This is a genomic window from Croceitalea sp. MTPC5, assembly GCF_036985505.1.
Taxonomy (GTDB): Bacteria; Bacteroidota; Bacteroidia; order Flavobacteriales; family Flavobacteriaceae; genus Croceitalea.
In genome coordinates, this window is the sequence record NZ_BTGQ01000002.1 from 768984 (window position 1) to 786418 (window position 17435).

The following is a 17435-nucleotide window of genomic DNA, read 5'->3' on the forward strand; positions in this document are numbered from 1 at the left end:
TTAAAAAGTAGATTTATCCCACATTATCAACAATAAAAAAGCAGCGCCATGGCGCTGCTTTTCATCATCAATCAATCAAACTGACTTTTAGGATACTGCTGTTTCATATAGTTCTGCAGTCTCCAATGTTTCTCGTATTGCGTTTCGTTGCTTCATCAACAAACTTTCCGTTGAGGGTGGCAATATGAAATCTTTATCATTTATAATGTCATTATAGGTCTCGATGGCCTCGTTTTCCCCACGCTTCACTTCTTTTAGCATGGCCTCTTCATTGTTGGTAGTGAATAATGATTTAAAATTGATCCATGACCTATGTAATGTGGCCTTGGTACTGCCCCCTTTATCTGGCGACTGGCCATAAGCACTAATTTCATCTTTCAATTCATGGCCGAAATCATAACGTTGCTTGGCCCTTTTTTCAAAAAATTCCTTTATAACCGGATTCTCTACTTTTTCAGCAACTTGCTGAAAACCTTTTTCGGCATCGTAGGTTCTTTCCAATAATTCATTCAATTTGTTTGACATTTCTACGGTGTACTTCATTCTGTTCTACTTCATTTTAATTTAATCGTTATTGTCTCTCAATAACTTACACTACTTAATATATAGTTATTTTTCAGAAAGTCAAGTATTTACAATGGTTTAATATGAGTTTAACATCAAATAGGGTAAGTGTTAAAGCTATTTAACTTTCTACACCCAGAATAGTGGTAATTTCTAAAATAAATGTATTTTTGCATCCGCTTTTCGATGAAAGAGCTGATAATGAATTAATAATCCGGGTCGGGCACCCTACAAAATTAATGTGATATGCCAGTAAAAATTAGATTGCAACGCCACGGTAAAAAAGGAAAACCATTCTATTGGATCGTTGCTGCAGATTCCCGAGCAAAAAGGGACGGTAAATTTTTGGAGAAGTTGGGAACTTATAACCCTAACACCAATCCTGCAACAATCAACTTGAACATTGATGGATCCGTTCAGTGGTTGAACAACGGTGCACAACCCACCGATACCGCTAGGGCAATTCTTTCGTACAAAGGAGTTTTATTGAAGCATCACCTTTTGGGAGGTGTTCGCAAAGGCGCTTTGACCGAAGAACAAGCAGAAGAAAAATTCAATGCATGGATTGCTGAAAAAGAAGCTGCCGTTCAAGCTAAAAAAGATGGTTTGAGCAAAGCTGATGCAGAAGCTAGGGCCAAGGCTTTAGAAGCCGAGAAGGAAGTTAGCAACAAACGTGCCGCTGCCGCTTTACCGGAAGTAGAAGAAGAAGTTGTTGAAGAAAGTGCGCCAGTAGTAGAAGAAGCAAATGCTGAAACGGCAGAAGCTCCTGAAGCAGCAGCAGAAGTGAAAGAAGAAGTTGCCGAGCCAGAAGCTAAGGTCGAAGAGGCTGCACCTGCTGAAGAAGCTAGCAAAGAAAAAGAGTAAACAATTTTTACGATGCGCAGGGAAGATTGTTTCTACCTCGGCAAAATCGTTTCAAAATATAGTTTCAAAGGAGAGGTTTTAGTAAAATTAGATACGGACCAACCTGAGATTTACGAAAAAATGGAATCAGTTTTTGTTTCAATAGGAAACAATCTGGTTCCATTTTTTATTGATAGGTGTCGATTGCACAAGTCCAACTTATTGCGAATTGATTTTCAGGAAGTCAAAGATGAAGCAGCCGCCAACCGAATACTAGGTGCCCAACTATATCTTCCCCTAAACATGCTCCCGCCCCTAACCGGAAACAAGTTTTATTTTCACGAGGTCATTGGCTTTACGGTACAAGACCAAATCCATGGTGATATTGGTATCATTGAAGCGGTTAACGATTCTGCTTCTCAAGTACTCTTTGAAGTCAAAAATGGGGATAAGGAGTTATTAATTCCTGTTACAGATGATATTGTCACTAAGGTAGATAGGGATGTGAAAACCGTACATGTAAACACTCCTGACGGACTGGTTGACCTATATTTGGGTTAGAAAAAAGGATATCATGGACAACAACGATTTTTTCACACTGTTCACACCTGATTCAGAAGCATTAAAAATCGGCTTGATTCTGAGGGATTTGCTGTTTTCATCATTTTCTGATATCGAAGAAACTATCTCAGGAGGGGCAAAAGTCAAATTGGCCCTTTATAGTAGAGGTGGAAAAAATAATGTGTTATGTGGTATTCAGCAAAGCAAAGATGGATCATGTATGCTATATGTGCACCATATCGATTCCATTTCACATGAAAGATTAAAATTCAGCGGAAGCGGTAAACATGCGAAACGAATTAAGTTTTCTGACGCGTCCCAAATTCTTGCTGACGACATCATTTGGCTGTTTCAGCTTGTAGAAAAGAATGCACCTTATTGATTCTTGGTGATATGTCTGAACCATTCAAATTCAAACAATTTACAATCCATCAAGACCGCTGTGCCATGAAAGTCGGTACGGATGGGGTGCTTTTGGGCGCTTGGACTTCTTTGGAAAATAATCCACACTCTATTCTTGATATTGGCTCGGGAACAGGTTTGATTGCCCTTCAATTGGCCCAACGTTCCGCGGCACAAACTATTGACGCTATAGAGTTGGATGAAAATGCCTACGAGCAATGTGTCGGCAATTTTGAAGCTTCTGACTGGAGTGACCGATTGTTTTGTTACCATGCCAGTCTGCAAGAGTATGTTGAGGAACTCGATGATACCTACGATTTAATTGTCTCTAATCCCCCATTTTACACCGAAGACTTCGGCTGCGTTAGTGGCACACGAGCAATGGCTCGACAAGAGCATTCCTTGCCCTTTGAAGAATTGATCTCATCAGTCGCAAAACTTCTATCGGACCAAGGTGAGTTCGCCCTGATCATCCCCCATAAAGAAGAAGAAAATATCATACGCCTCGCTGGTCAATTCGATTTGTTACCCAAAAAAATCATGCGGGTAAAGGGTAACCCGACTTCGGCAACAAAACGCAGTCTACTACAATTTTCATTCACGGCACAAGAGCTGAAAATGGAAGAATTGGTGATTGAAATTGGTCGTCATGAATACACGCCAGAGTATCAAGAATTAACCCAAGTCTTCTACTTAAAAATGTAACGATCACCATACAAAATGTTAGTTTTGCTTAGTACCTTTATAAAAATTTCAGTGCATGAAACCCGACTTATTTGAAGCTCCTGACTATTACAACCTTGATGACCTTCTTTCTGAAGAACACGAATTAGTTCGAGATGCCGCCCGACAATGGGTAAAGCGTGATATTTCGCCTATTATTGAAGAATATGCCCAGAAAGCGGAATTCCCCAAACAGATTATTGGAGGGCTCGCGGAAATCGGGGCTTTCGGTCCTTATATTCCTGAGGAATATGGTGGGGCCGGATTAGACCAGATAAGCTATGGATTGATCATGCAAGAAATCGAACGTGGTGATAGTGGGGTTCGCTCCACTGCCTCGGTGCAGTCGTCTTTGGTCATGTATCCTATTTTCACTTATGGTACCGAAGCACAAAGGAAAAAGTACTTGCCCAAACTAGCAACAGGGGAATGGATGGGCTGTTTCGGCCTTACTGAACCGAACCATGGTTCCAATCCCAGTGGTATGGAAACCAAATACAAAGACATGGGGGGCCATTACCTGTTGAACGGTGCCAAGCTTTGGATATCGAACTCCCCTTTTGCCGATATCGCCGTAGTGTGGGCAAAAAATGAAGAAGGTCGCATTCATGGGTTAATCGTTGAACGTGACATGGAAGGCTTCTCTACGCCTGAAACCCATAACAAATGGTCATTGCGAGCTTCAGCTACGGGAGAACTCATTTTTGACAATGTTAAGGTGCCCAAAGAGAATTTATTGCCCAACAAGACAGGTCTTGGGGCCCCCTTGGGTTGTTTGGACTCTGCCCGTTATGGAATCGCATGGGGAGCTATTGGGGCCGCCATGGATTGTTATGACACTGCTTTGCGCTATGCCAAAGAACGTATTCAATTTGGCAAACCCATCGCCGCTACCCAATTACAGCAAAAGAAACTCGCTGAAATGATCACTGAAATCACCAAAGCCCAGCTACTGGCCTTCCGTTTAGGACAATTAAAAAATGAGGGGCGGGCGACAACGGCACAGATATCCATGGCAAAACGCAACAATGTTGAAATGGCGATTAAAATTGCCCGTGAGGCACGTCAAGTTTTGGGTGGAATGGGCATCACGGGTGAATACAGCATAATGCGCCATATGATGAATTTGGAAAGTGTGATCACCTATGAAGGCACCCATGATATCCACTTATTGATTACAGGAGCGGATATTACGGGACATCCTGCTTTTAAATAGGATTGGGTATTCCCATTTTGCGCAATCAAGCTTTCATTTTTATTGGAATTATATTTTTCCCTTGTATTTTTAGAAGGATTTCCATCCCTATAAATCAATAACCTATGACCGATACTGCCAGAAGAAGTTTTTTGAAACGCTTGGGTCAGGGGGCTGTTGGTTCCATGACATTACCTGTATTCAGTACTACGTTGAACGACCATTGGCAAACTATTGGATTGAATGCTACTGATAACGAAACGGAGGAGTATTGGCATTTGGTGAAATCACAGTTCAACCTAGCAGAAGGGTTGCATTATTTCAACAATGCCTCTTTAGGGGCCTCTTCAACTCATATTCAACAAGCAACAAACCACTTTAGATCTACCTTGGATGGTTTCCCATCGAAATATATGTGGGGCGCATGGGAAGAAGAAAAAGAACGGGTGCGGGAAAAAACGGCCAATCTATTCTCGGTGACCACGGAGGAAATCGCACTTATCCACAATACCACTGAGGGAATGAACCTTATTGCGCGAAGCTTTGACCTGCAACCGGGCGATGAAGTCATTCTGGCCGATCACGAACATGCCAGCGGTAGAATTCCCTGGGAAGTATGGCAAGAGAAGAAAGGAATAAAATTGGTGCGACCAGAGTTGCCCATACGACCCAAAAGTGTTGCCGAACTTGCGACGATATATGAAAATGCCATAACCCCCAAAACAAAAATTATTTCAATGTGCCATATGGTGAATACCAATGGCATGATCTTACCCGTACAAGAGGTTTCTAAAATGGCCCATGAAAAAGGAATCTTGGTAGCTGTTGATGGGGCGCAAACTGCTGGAATGTTCACCATAAACCTTAAAGAGCTTGGATGTGATTTTTATACGGCCAGTTCGCACAAATGGTTATTTTCCCCTAAAGGTGTTGGTGTTTTCTATGCAAGAAAAGAAAGTCAACACTATCTAAAACCCTTGATGGTCGCCCGTGGGCATACCGATAAAAGCATACGCCGCTTAGAAAATTACAATACCCGTAACCTCCCCGAAGTTTTAGGCCTTGGTGCGGCTATTGACTTTCACAACACTATAGGGGCATCGCGAATTCATCGACGATCTTTCGAATTGAAAGCATACTTTCGCTCTAAACTTGCGGGCAATCCAAAGCTGATCATTAAGAGTCCGGCCCTAGATGCACTTTCAGCGGCGATTCAAGTGGTAGAGGTCAAAGGCAAAGACGTCAAGAACGTAAAACAAAAACTTTGGGAAGACTATGGTATTGACTGTAGGCCTATGACAAGCCACAATTTAAACGCACTGCGTCTATCGTTTGCCATTCATATTACCAAAAAAGATATTGACTATTTGGTCAAAGCATTAAATGCATTGGCCGCATGATAAAGATTCCATAGCACCCCAACTACCGACAATAAGCGATCATTTGTGCTTGATTACATAGTTCTTTAGCTTCACCACATAATTTAAGGACTTCACATCATTTCTTTCGCGACATGACCAATCAGGCCTACATTTACTATGTAATAATTCAGAAAGTAAATTTTTTCATTTTCATATAGTGTTCTCGTAAAAGGGTCTTGTGTAAAAGCAAGACCTTTTTTAGTTAGTAAAAATCCTATTTTAAACCTGTTCGCCTTTTAAACCTGTTCGCCCTTCAGCAAAATCTTTTTATTTGATTACTTTTCTACTGGTTTTCATTTCGGCATATCTTGGGTCTTGTACGTATGCTTCTTTTCGCATTTTAGAAACCTCAATACTCAAAAAGCCAAATTCACTCACGACCTTGCCGTAAAAACGATAGATACCTTTTCCCTTGAATTTATATTTTGCGGCTACAGGGGGAAACAATACCGTATCAAATACTTCACCGTATTGGTCTAATAAAGTTGCAAAATGCATTCGATGCCCTTTGTGGGTATTCGTATTTTTAACCGTAATGAGATAACCATAAATATCAATGCGTTTGTTAAGGTAACGCTCTAAATCTCGCTGACCATTTTTACTTTTCGCACGTTCTTGCAATAGTTCGAAAGGATTACAAAGTGGAAAACCCAATAGTTCCCACTGTTCAAAAGCAGTTTCAAGTAGCGTCGTATCCAACTTAGGGATTTTAAACTTGTGATGCTTGGGGGGAAATAATTTTGGGTGATCGACACGCTTGGCTTTTCCTAATATCAGATGGGCCTTCCAGAGTAATTCGTGTTTATTGACCCCTGTAAAACGAAAGGCATCGATACGAATCAAAATACTGATTTGCTCTATTGAAATGATGGTTCGGTCCATAAAATTTTCTAGAGAGGTAAACTTTCCATTCGTTTGTCGCTCTTTGAGGATACGCTCCATCACACGATCTTCGAGATCACGTAGGTACAACATCCCCAAAAAAATATGTTTCCCATAAATGACGTTTAACCTATGACTTTGATTGATACAGGGTGAATGAACGGTCGCCCCCAACATTCGGGCATCATGCACATAAAATTCAGGATGGTAAAAGCCACCTCCATTGTTCAGTACCGCTACCATATATTCTAAGGGAAAGTAGGCCCTTAAGAAGAGGCTTTGATAACTTTCAACGGCATATGAAGCCGAATGTCCTTTGGCAAAAGCATAGCCTGCAAAACTTGCCACCTGCTCCCATACCTCATCAACTGTTTTTTGAGGAATGCCCTTTTTCAAACAATTATTACGGAATTTACCTTTCGCTTTTTCAAATTCTTCACGTGAACGGAACTTACCACTCATTCCGCGTCGCAATACGTCGGCCTCGCCAAGGGTCAGATCGGCAAAATAATGCGCCACCTTGATGACATCTTCTTGATAGACCATTACCCCATAGGTTTCAGGCATAATGTCTAACATTACAGGGTGTGCCTTTTCTTTTGCCCTGCCTGGATTTCGATGCCTCAAAATATACTCCCGCATCATACCGCTTTTAGCAACCCCTGGCCGAATAATGGAACTAGCGGCGACCAAGCCTAAATAGTTATCCACCTCCAACTTTTTGAGCAGCATGCGCATGGCCGGTGATTCTACATAAAAGCAACCCATGCATTGTGCGGTTTTTATCAGATTATTGATGACGGAATCTTTATAAAATTCAGAAACATCGTGAATGTCAAAATTTGCTTTTTCGGGTTGATTTTGCTTCACAATGGCTATGGTATCCTTTATTTTTCCCAATCCCCGTTGTGCTAAAATATCGAACTTGAAAAGCCCTACATCTTCGGCAATGACCATATCAAAATGTGCCGTGGCAAAACCTTTGGGCGGCATGAAGGTTGCCGAAAAGCATTGCAAAGGCTTCTCACTGATAAGTATTCCACTTGCGTGCACGCTCACGTAGTTCGGAAAGCCTTCTATCAATCGCCCATATTTGAGTACTAGCTTGGCCATACTATCCACTTTAGAAGAAGCAAGGCCACCATTGCCCAAGGCATCTATCTCATCTTTGGGCAGTCCGAATACTTTACCCAATTCACGCACCACCCCTTTATATTTAAAGGTTACATAGGTGCCTACAAGGGCAACATGATCAAAACGATCAAAGATGTACCGTGTCATTTCTTCACGGTCGCGCCATGAGAAATCAATATCAAAATCGGGCGGATTGGCACGGTATAGATTGATAAAGCGTTCAAAATAAAGATCAAGGTGAATGGGATCTACATCAGTGATGTATAATAGATAGGCTATAATGCTATTGGCCCCACTACCACGCCCCACGTAATAGAAACCCCGGCTTTTTGCATAGGATACGATGTCCCAATTAATTAAAAAATAAGATACGAAACCTTTCTGTTTTATAAGATCCATTTCTTTTATGAATCGTCTTTTTATAGCCCAAGAGATTTTTCTTCCATACCGTTTGGGCAATCCTTCAACACATAGTCTTTTTAAGAGTGCCTCATCTTCTTTCTTGTTGCCCGTGTAATAGTTTAAGTTTTGGGCTTTGCGCTCTTTTGAAAAATCAAATCGTATGGAACATTGAGCAAGTAGTTTCTCCGTATTTTCCAGAATATGGGGGTATTCTGAAAAAGCCTTGGTGAGATCTTCAAAACTATACATTTTTTCTTCTTCTTTTGCCGTCTCGGCTTCATTCAACTTGCTCAATAAAACATTATTGTCAATAGCCCTTAGTAGTCGGTGCGCATTAAAATCACGCTTGTTTCTAAAGGTCACCGGTTGCTGTACTACCAATTTATCGCGAAAGTCTTTTAATCGGGAAAAAGGAAGTCTACGCAAATCCTTGATGGAAATACCGATATACTCATGATCAAAAAATTCATCCTTTTCATTCAGAAGTACTTTTTCAAAGGGATAGACCACAAAAACATCTTTAAACTTCGGTGCTTGTCGAGAAATTTCAATACCATTATGAAGGTGGTGCGATAAAAACCCGTTTAGCTCTTGATAACCTGAATTATTTTTAGCGATTCCTACAAAGCAGGGGTCAACCCCATTTCTTAAATCAATACCTAAAATGGGTTTGATATCATATTTAGGGGCTTCACGCACAAAATTCAAACAGGCAGAGGTATTGTTGATATCGGTCAGCACCAATTGCTTTATGCGATTTTCATGAGCCAACCGCAAGAGGTCATGCTCAGAGAACGTTCCGAAGCGAAGACTATAATATGTATGACAATTCAAATACAAATTCAAGTTCAAGTTCAAGTTCAAGTTCAAGCTCAAAATTGCTCGATGCCCGGTGTTCGATGCTTTATGTTTTTGGTTTGATTTAATATAAACGTTTAGACTTCATGCCCTGCACTATATACTTTGGCTAATAATTTTGAGGCTTTTCCATGTTTCATATTTCGTTCCCCCTTTGGGGGTTAGGGGGCCTATTGTTTTCGATGCGCCAATACTATAGGCGGTTGTCCATTAAAAGGATTTTGCATTCTACCTATCGTTCTTGCTCCCATTGCCGAGGCACGGATCACGGCTCGATCACCGAATCGGTTACGCACCTTGTCCATCGCCTGATATAACCGTAACGCTTCTTCAGTGTCATCAAACAAATTGATCTGGTAATTACCAGAAACCAGATGAGTGAATCGAATGCCCACCAGACGCACCAACATTCGCTTGTTGTACACTGAATCGAACAGTTCCATAATTTTCGGAATAAGGATATGATCGGCACTGGTATAGGGAATACGCTTTTGTTTGGTATAAGTGTTAAAATCAGAGTATCGGATTTTTACCGCAATACAGGCCGTAAGTTTCGCTCCGCGACGTAGTTGGTAGGCTAAATTCTCAGCCATGGCCACAATGATTCCCTTAAGCTTTACCACATCGATGGTGTCGCGATCAAAAGTGCGTTCATTTGAGATAGACTTACGCTCATGAAAGGGAATGACAGGTGTATTGTCCATTCCGTTGGCCCTTTTCCAGATGACTCGACCATTTGCCCCCAACACCCGCTGCATAATATCCATGGGCATTTCTTGAATCGTCTTTACTTGTCGAATACCCAAATTTCTAAGTGTTTGGTACGTTTTATCACCCACCATAGGTATCTTTTTGACCGAGAGTGGTGCCAAGAAAGGCTTCTCCAAACCAAAATCAATTTTGAGTTGATTATTTGGTTTGGCCTCGTTGGTCGCCACTTTTGAAACGACTTTATTTACTGAAAGTCCGAATGAAATTGGCATTCCGGTTTCTTTGATGATTTTTTGCCGTAGCTCAGTTGCATATTTATAAGAACCAAAGAATTTGTCCATTCCCGATAAATCGGCATAAAACTCATCAATACTGGACTTTTCAAATAAGGGCACCGCCTCTTTAATGATCTCGGTAACCTCATCGGAAACTTTACTATACGTACCTGCATTACCCTTAATGACCTTTGCCTCAGGACAAAGTTCCTTGGCCATTTTCATGGGCATACCTGAATGGATTCCATAATCACGGGTCTCATAACTACAGGCAGCCACAACACCACGATCGGTAATGCCTCCGACCAATAAGGGTTTGCCCTGTAATTCGGGATTGATACGCCGCTCTACGGAAACAAAAAAGGTGTCGAGGTCAAGATGTAAGATGGTCTTGTTCATAGCTATCTGAATAAGACCCTGACACTTCGTTCAGGGTTAGTTCAATCGACTGTTCTGCCTTCGTCAACTTGGCAAAACAGAATTTCACTAAAAAGGATAGCTAATTTATGGATTATTTCCTATTATTTGGATTATTTCCATAATTTATAACTAAAAAATCCAAATACTACTCTTAGGTTTTTTTGGCACTTAAGAAAGAACGGTATCAATTAAAAAAATAAATTTTTGATTTTAGTATTAGGTACTAGTCTGGCGAAGACACTTCTAGTCTCGATATTGAAAAATTTCCCGAGTCATCTTTTGAAATCACCTCAATCCCATAATCGGTACTTAATGTAAAAGATATCGGGGCTATTTCAGTTGAGGTCAAATCAAGTGATTCAAAAATCGATTCCCCCTCTTCGAAGACCCTTACATCATAGGTCAAAGAATCACCGTCTTCATCACTACCCACCCAAGAAACGGCCATCTCCGACGTTACTTCATCAAACACAACCATAATCTCAGCCGTATATGGAGCAAAATTCCCTATGGGTGTACCTGGGGTAGTAAACGAATAACTGTCCCCTGCGGTCTGGCCATCTTCATTTACGGATGTCACTGACCAAGAGTAAGTCTTGCCCCTATCCAATTCCACATTAGCGGTTAAGCTGCTAAACGAATTATTGAAAACCTGATTGTTTCCCTCTAAAACGGCCAATACATAACTATCGGCAAACTGGGCGGCATTCCAAGTAAACAGAACCGATACTTTGGAATCATCACTAGCCACCTCCTCGTAATCGGAACAGGGCTCTCCATTAGCAGGTAACGTACCAATAGCTTTAGCTGGAGGTGTTTCATTTTGAATCGGAGGCTCTTCTGGGCCTTCATTACCGTCACCATCTCCTCCATCACTACAAGAAACGAACAACATTGATATCAAAAAAATCAATACAGGAACTTCTATTTTGAGAAACTTTTTCATCGCTTAATGATTTTAACGGTTTTTACATTCTCGCCTTCCACTAAATTGACCAAGTACAAACCCAATGGCAAAGTGCTTATATCGACATTTGCTTTTTGATTGGAAAATTCCAGGGGCCTCAAGGGTCTTACCATCCTACCCTCCAACCCATAGATAACAAGTTCTACATTTTTTGAGGCGCTTAATACACTAAAATAATCCGATGTTATCGTGGGGAAAACAGAAATGGAATCATCCACAAAGAAGCTGTCCTCTATTTTACCTTGACAATCATTCTCTCCTGAAATAATGATTTCGGTTTCGCCATCCAACTTTTCAAGAAATATGATTTGTTCCCCACTATCTTCAAATCGGAAGTTTTGGGTTTCTCCATTGATGGACACCTTATAGTCTTTGCTTCCTGAGACAGTATACGAAACCGTTCTGGCCTTTGTATCCAAAAATTCCCTTTTTCCGCTAACCGATTCCAATGTGTTTACCATTACCCCAAAGGTGCGATCAAACAAAATCTCGGGAATCGATATGGTAACGGTATACGACCCAACTGGCAAATCATTAATTTCAAATTCAGTTTCAGAAGGTACATCATCAAATTGATCGGTAGTTCCCTCCCCTTCAAATGAAATATCAAGTAGGTATCCTGAAGAGTTCATGCTTATCTTTATGGAACCATCGGAGCTATCCACACAGCTGGGGGTCAATGCCAAAACCTGAATAGCATCATTTGCTATAATATCGCACCCATTCTCATTGACAGTAGCCCCAGGAGCTGAATCCAGACAGGTATCCTTGTGGTCCAGAACACCATCCGCATCATTGTCCTCATTACATAAAGGAGCCTCCCCCGCGTCCAGAATCGTCCAACCGTAGGTGTCTATGATGGACTGCCTAGCTTCGGCAGCTTCGCAATATTGGCTATCCCCTGCATCAAAGACTATATTGTTTTGTAAGCTGGCTAAAGAAGACCATCCTTGAAGTGTGGCATCGTAATTCCCTAAAGACAAGCCAACATCGGTTAACATGTTTGACATATCAGTTACATTCCCGATGTTCCAACTACCCAAATTTTGATTAAAAACATCTGCTCTTCGAAACATAGATTGCATTTCCGTCACATTGGATACATCCCAGTTTCCAATATTCTGATTGAAAGATAGTGCTCCATTAAACATAAAATCCATATGCACAACACTAGAGACGTCCCAGCTGCTAACATCCTGATTAAACGAAGAGGCTCCATTGAACATAAAACCCATATTCTGAACATTGGAAACATCCCAATTGGAAATATCTTGGTTGAAGGCTGTAGCTTCTTGAAATACTGCTGTCATATCCTCAACATTAGATACATTCCAGTTTCCGACATCTTGGTTAAATAGTATGGCATCGCTTAACATATTGGACATAAAAACGACATTACCCATATCCCAATTTCCGATATCTTGATTAAATGAGTATGCATTTTGAAAGAGTGATGTCATAATTTCTACGTTTGAGACATCCCAACCTCCAATATCTTGGTTAAACGAGGTGGCAGTTTGAAACATCGCTTGAATACTTCTAACATTAGCTAAGTTCCAACCGCTTATATCCTGATTAAAATTTTCTGCCCCAGCGAATAAACTATCCATCCAAATAACATTGGAGACATCCCAATCACCAATATCTTGATTAAATAAGGTGGCACCTTGGAACATACTTGAAATTAGCCTAATAGAACTTAAATCCCAACTACCCATACTTGGATTTGCTACCAAAGAAGAACAATATCTAAACATACCTCGAATGTTGTCAGTACTCTGTAAGTCTGGAATATCCTGAGCTAAAACATCTAAATTTTGACACCCTAGGAAAGCATTTTCAAAAGAGGACCATTGAATGGTGCCCCATTGACGAACGTCTAGAATCTTGTTATTGTCATCTAACCCATTAATTAATAGCTCACCTTCGTCATTGACATCCAATTCCGCTTCAAAATAAATTCTAGGAAAATCCCCCGAAATAGAAACTTGATAAGTACCTGCCGTTGTATAAGTATGGGTAATTTCTCCGGTTACGTTAGAATCTGAACTACCATCACCCCAATCCACAAAATAGTCATAGGTCTCACCAGGAAGTGTGGGAATAGTGATTTGATTATCGTCCGAGACTCCGGGGTTATCCGTTTTCCAAGTAGTAATAAAAAAACATTCGGTATTGGGTCCACCATCAGAAATTGACCAGTTGTAGGTGTCTAAAATCAATTGTCGTGCTTCGGCAGAAGCACAGTAGTGACTGTTTCCAGCATCAAAAGCGATACCACTTTGAAGATTGGGCAAACCGGCCCAGCCCTCCAATAGACTATCATAGTTGGCAGTCGACAAGGAGACATCGAACAACATAGATGTCATGTCGGTAACATTGGAAACATCCCAACTTCCCAAGTCTTGGTCAAATAAGGTGGCACCGGCCAGCATACCTGCCATATCCGTTACGTTTGAGACATTCCATCTCGAAATATCCTGATTAAATACCGAAACACCATTGAACATATTACCCATGGCAATCACGTTCGAAACATTCCATGAAGAGATATCCCCGTTAAAATCTGTCGCATTTTCAAACATAAAGGCCATATTGGTCACATTGGAAACATCCCAAGTATTCAAATCTTGATTAAAAGATGTGGCCAGACCAAACATAGATCCCATTTCTGTCACGTTCGACACATTCCAACCAGAAATATCTTGGTTAAAGGCCCTTGCATCTGTAAACATATTGGACATATTGGTAACCGACGACACGTCCCAAGTGGTGATATCTCCATTGAAATCACTTGCCAGAAAGAACATGCCAAACATATTAGTAACATTTGAAGTATTCCAAGTGTCCAAATCTTGATTAAACGATTCAGCACCTCGAAACATGGAAAACATGTCCGTTACCTTCGAAACATCCCAAGAATTTAGACTTTGATTAAAAGTTTTGGCATCAACAAACATGGCCAGCATGTTCGTAACATTACCAACATCCCATTTTCCAATATCTTGATTGAACGATTCCGCCCTTACAAACATGGCAACCATTCGTTCCACATTACCCATATCCCAATCTGAAATATCTTGGTTGAATAACGGACAGTCCTCAAACATACTGGAAGTATCAGTTATAGTACTGGTTTGCCATAAGCCAATGCTCTCATTCCCTACAAGCGAGGTGCAGCCATCAAACATACCCGTAAGATTATCCACATTAGATAGATCAGGAATGTCAATGGCAACAAGGTCCAAATTGACGCAACCAGTAAAAGAAGCAAATAATGAAGTCCATGCGATACTCCCCCATTGATCAATGGAAACGATTTTCTCATTATCTCCAGCGCCATTAAAACTCAGACCCTGCAAATTTCCTGTTATACTTACCTGATAGGTTCCAGGTATGCTGTAGGTATGCGTAATCCCTGCATTTACATTGGTATCGTTGGTACCGTCTCCCCAGTCAATAGTAATCTGATCTCCAGATATAATGGGAATAGTGATTTGATCATCTTCCGAAACTCCCGGATTATCCGTTTTCCAGGTGGTTATAAATGGGCAATCACTTTTTCCGGCGTCCGTTATGTTCCAGCCATATTCATTGATTAATTGCAGTCTTGAAGATTCTCCGGAACAATAGGTGCTATTTCCTGCACTAAACGGAACATTACTTTGTAGGTTGGAAAGACTCGCCCAGCTAATAAGTAAATTATCATAGTTTGCTTGGGACAATCCTGCATCCTTGAACATATCTTCCATGGTAGTCACGACCGAGACATTCCATCCACTCAGGTTTTGATTGAATGAACTTGCTCTTTCGAACATCGAAGCCATGCTTTCAACCTTAGAAACATTCCAATTACCTAAATCTTGATTGAAAACAGAACAACTATAGAAAGTCCCCACCATAGATACTACATCACTAACATCCCAACTGCTTATATCTTGATTGAATGCAAAAGCCTCAAAAAACATTGAATTTATTGATTTAACATTAGCAATATTCCAATTACCTAACGGCTGATTAAAAGAACTGGCACCAGAAAAAATTCCCCATAGCGTGCGAACTGAACTCATGTTCCAATTGTTTAAAGGCTGATTAAAAGAACTGGCATTACCGAACATCAATTCCATTTCTTCAACATTACCTACATCCCATGTACCGATAGGTTGATTAAAATTTGTAGCACGATAGAACATGGCTTTCATGTCTTTAATATTACTTACATCCCAGTCGCCAATTGATGAATTGCCAATTAAAGAGGTACAGCGACTAAACATCTCTAAAGTGGAAGTTACCATTGATAAATCTGGAATATCTGTTGCAAGAATATCTAAATTTGTACAACCATGAAAGGCATCAGCCATTCTTGTCCATTGTATAGAACCCCATTGATTAATTTCAATTATCTTATCTTTATCACCATTTGAATCATTGTTGAAATAAATACGTGGGAATTCTCCGGTAATCGCAACTTGATACGTTCCTGGAACGGCATATGTGTGCAGAATATTTCCATTGACATTGGAATCCGAACTACCATCACCCCAATCAACGGTATAATCATACGTTTCTCCGGTAAATGTTGGAATTATAATCTGATTATCCTCAGAAATACCTGGGTTGTCCGTTTTCCAGGTAGTTATAAAAGCTTGCGAAAAAACATTGGCAAAAGATAATAAGAAGGCTAGGGGAAGGTACTTTTTTATCATATAAAAAGTTTATGCCCCTAAAATAACCATAAATGTTAACTAAGATCACAATACGTTCGATAAACAGAACATATTGACGGCATAACTTAAAGATAAAAATCTTACTTTACCAAAAGACCAAGATTACAATAAAATAAAAAAGCCCCAACATAAGTTAAGGCCTTTAGTACTCGAGGTGGGAATCGAACCCACACTCCCGAAAGAACTGGATTTTGAATCCAGCGCGTCTACCAGTTCCGCCACTCGAGCATTCAAATTTTGAAACGGACTGCAAAGCTAAAAAATAATTTCATTTCGAAAACTAAAATTCACAGAATTATCCTTTAACAACCCAGATTAATTTTTAAATTTGCACCTCGCAAAAAAAATCGGATTTAAAAGCCTAGAGTAGAATGCCATACCAAGTTCCAGAACCTAAGATTTTCGCGTGTACCCAGAGCACCGCCCTTGGTAAGAAAATTGCGGATGCTTATGGTGCCGAATTGGGCAAAATCCATTTTTCACGATATAGCGACGGTGAGTTTCAACCTTCTTTTGAAGAATCCATTAGGGGCGCACGTATCTTTATTATAGGATCGACCAACCCCAGTTCAGAAAACTTAATGGAAATGTTGTTGATGCTAGATGCCGCCAAGAGGGCCTCTGCTAGACATATTACGGCAGTAATGCCCTATTTTGGCTGGGCAAGGCAAGACCGAAAAGACAAGCCAAGGGTGCCGATTGCGGCAAAATTGATTGCCAAAATGCTGGAAACCGCTGGTGCCACAAGAATCATTACGATGGATCTGCACGCAGACCAAATTCAAGGGTTTTTCGAAAAGCCGGTGGATCATCTGTTTGCTTCCACACTGTTCTTACCCTATCTAAAAGAACTAGGCCTTGATAACCTTTGCGTCGCCTCACCGGATATGGGTGGTTCGAAAAGGGCCTATGCCTACTCTAAAGCCTTGGAGTCGGATGTTGTCATTTGTTACAAACAACGTGCAAAAGCGAATGTAATCTCGCATATGGAGCTTATCGGGGAGGTAACAGGCAAAAACGTCGTTTTGGTCGATGATATGGTTGATACTGCCGGAACCCTCACGAAGGCCGCAGATTTAATGATGGAACGAGGTGCCTTGAGCGTACGGGCAATAACGACACACGGATTATTGTCAGGCAACGCTTATGAAAAAATAGAAAAATCACAATTGAAAGAATTGATCATTACCGATTCCATTCCAATTGAGGTCAAAAGTGATAAGGTAAAGGTATTGAGTTGTGCGAATTTATTTGCCGATGTGATGCACAGGGTGCACCACAACACCTCAATATCGTCTAAATTTTTAATGTAGCTTCGGCTACGCTCAGCTACCGTGGCCATGAAAGTGC

At 40.8% G+C, this 17435-nt stretch carries 12 protein-coding genes and 1 tRNA gene; 7 read left to right on the forward strand and 6 right to left on the reverse strand.

Going from position 1 to position 17435, the window contains the following annotated elements; genetic code table 11:
* Window positions 1-87 precede the first annotated feature (87 nt).
* Window positions 88-543, reverse strand: coding sequence for a ferritin-like domain-containing protein (locus tag AACM45_RS08570; protein WP_339142052.1), 456 nt, complete (start codon window positions 541-543; stop codon window positions 88-90).
* A 267-nt stretch (window positions 544-810) separates the two neighbouring features.
* On the opposite strand from AACM45_RS08570, the gene AACM45_RS08575 reads away from it, so the two are divergent.
* From AACM45_RS08575 to AACM45_RS08600, 6 genes are all read left to right on the forward strand, one after another.
* Complete coding sequence (locus AACM45_RS08575; RefSeq protein ID WP_339142053.1) at window positions 811-1428, forward strand: 30S ribosomal protein S16; 618 nt, start codon at window positions 811-813, stop codon at window positions 1426-1428.
* Between the two features lie 12 nt (window positions 1429-1440).
* Window positions 1441-1968 (forward strand): ribosome maturation factor RimM, encoded by a 528-nt coding sequence (rimM, locus tag AACM45_RS08580; RefSeq protein WP_339142054.1) that lies wholly within the window; start codon window positions 1441-1443, stop codon window positions 1966-1968.
* Between the two features lie 13 nt (window positions 1969-1981).
* Window positions 1982-2350 (forward strand): hypothetical protein, encoded by a 369-nt coding sequence (locus tag AACM45_RS08585; protein ID WP_339142055.1) that lies wholly within the window; start codon window positions 1982-1984, stop codon window positions 2348-2350.
* Between the two features lie 11 nt (window positions 2351-2361).
* Entirely contained in the window at window positions 2362-3075 is a 714-nt protein-coding gene (locus AACM45_RS08590; protein WP_339142056.1) for a tRNA1(Val) (adenine(37)-N6)-methyltransferase, read from the forward strand.
* Window positions 3076-3130: 55 nt separating this feature from the next.
* Window positions 3131-4309: an acyl-CoA dehydrogenase family protein gene (locus tag AACM45_RS08595; RefSeq protein ID WP_339142057.1), complete on the forward strand. Its 1179-nt coding sequence runs from the start codon at window positions 3131-3133 to the stop codon at window positions 4307-4309.
* 104 nt (window positions 4310-4413) lie between these two features.
* Window positions 4414-5688, forward strand: coding sequence for an aminotransferase class V-fold PLP-dependent enzyme (locus AACM45_RS08600; RefSeq protein ID WP_339142058.1), 1275 nt, complete (start codon window positions 4414-4416; stop codon window positions 5686-5688).
* A gap of 288 nt (window positions 5689-5976) precedes the next feature.
* Here AACM45_RS08600 and AACM45_RS08605 read toward each other — a convergent pair whose 3' ends face one another.
* The 5 genes from AACM45_RS08605 to AACM45_RS08625 form a co-directional block, all read right to left on the reverse strand.
* Window positions 5977-8967, reverse strand: coding sequence for a DNA polymerase III subunit alpha (locus AACM45_RS08605; RefSeq protein ID WP_339142393.1), 2991 nt, complete (start codon window positions 8965-8967; stop codon window positions 5977-5979).
* A gap of 188 nt (window positions 8968-9155) precedes the next feature.
* Window positions 9156-10370, reverse strand: a complete 1215-nt coding sequence (gene dinB / locus AACM45_RS08610; protein WP_339142059.1) for a DNA polymerase IV — start codon at window positions 10368-10370, stop codon at window positions 9156-9158.
* Between the two features lie 244 nt (window positions 10371-10614).
* Window positions 10615-11337 (reverse strand): hypothetical protein, encoded by a 723-nt coding sequence (locus tag AACM45_RS08615; RefSeq protein ID WP_339142061.1) that lies wholly within the window; start codon window positions 11335-11337, stop codon window positions 10615-10617.
* Window positions 11334-16064: a BspA family leucine-rich repeat surface protein gene (locus AACM45_RS08620; RefSeq protein ID WP_339142062.1), complete on the reverse strand. Its 4731-nt coding sequence runs from the start codon at window positions 16062-16064 to the stop codon at window positions 11334-11336. Before AACM45_RS08620 ends, AACM45_RS08615 begins: the two co-directional genes overlap by 4 nt.
* A gap of 167 nt (window positions 16065-16231) precedes the next feature.
* Window positions 16232-16313: transfer RNA gene (locus tag AACM45_RS08625), tRNA-Leu, on the reverse strand.
* Window positions 16314-16456: 143 nt separating this feature from the next.
* Here AACM45_RS08625 and AACM45_RS08630 point away from each other — a divergent pair.
* Window positions 16457-17398, forward strand: a complete 942-nt coding sequence (locus AACM45_RS08630; protein ID WP_339142063.1) for a ribose-phosphate pyrophosphokinase — start codon at window positions 16457-16459, stop codon at window positions 17396-17398.
* Window positions 17399-17435 lie beyond the last annotated feature (37 nt).

Bases quoted from the DNA above. Each gene is read 5' to 3' on its own strand.
- AACM45_RS08570 (WP_339142052.1), bottom strand. From the start codon at position 543: ATGAAGTACACCGTAGAAATGTCAAACAAATTGAATGAATTATTGGAA.
- AACM45_RS08575 (WP_339142053.1), top strand. From the start codon at position 811: ATGCCAGTAAAAATTAGATTGCAACGCCACGGTAAAAAAGGAAAACCA.
- rimM (WP_339142054.1), top strand. From the start codon at position 1,441: ATGCGCAGGGAAGATTGTTTCTACCTCGGCAAAATCGTTTCAAAATAT.
- AACM45_RS08585 (WP_339142055.1), top strand. From the start codon at position 1,982: ATGGACAACAACGATTTTTTCACACTGTTCACACCTGATTCAGAAGCA.
- AACM45_RS08590 (WP_339142056.1), top strand. From the start codon at position 2,362: ATGTCTGAACCATTCAAATTCAAACAATTTACAATCCATCAAGACCGC.
- AACM45_RS08595 (WP_339142057.1), top strand. From the start codon at position 3,131: ATGAAACCCGACTTATTTGAAGCTCCTGACTATTACAACCTTGATGAC.
- AACM45_RS08600 (WP_339142058.1), top strand. From the start codon at position 4,414: ATGACCGATACTGCCAGAAGAAGTTTTTTGAAACGCTTGGGTCAGGGG.
- dinB (WP_339142059.1), bottom strand. From the start codon at position 10,370: ATGAACAAGACCATCTTACATCTTGACCTCGACACCTTTTTTGTTTCC.
- AACM45_RS08615 (WP_339142061.1), bottom strand. From the start codon at position 11,337: ATGAAAAAGTTTCTCAAAATAGAAGTTCCTGTATTGATTTTTTTGATA.
- AACM45_RS08620 (WP_339142062.1), bottom strand. From the start codon at position 16,064: ATGATAAAAAAGTACCTTCCCCTAGCCTTCTTATTATCTTTTGCCAAT.
- AACM45_RS08630 (WP_339142063.1), top strand. From the start codon at position 16,457: ATGCCATACCAAGTTCCAGAACCTAAGATTTTCGCGTGTACCCAGAGC.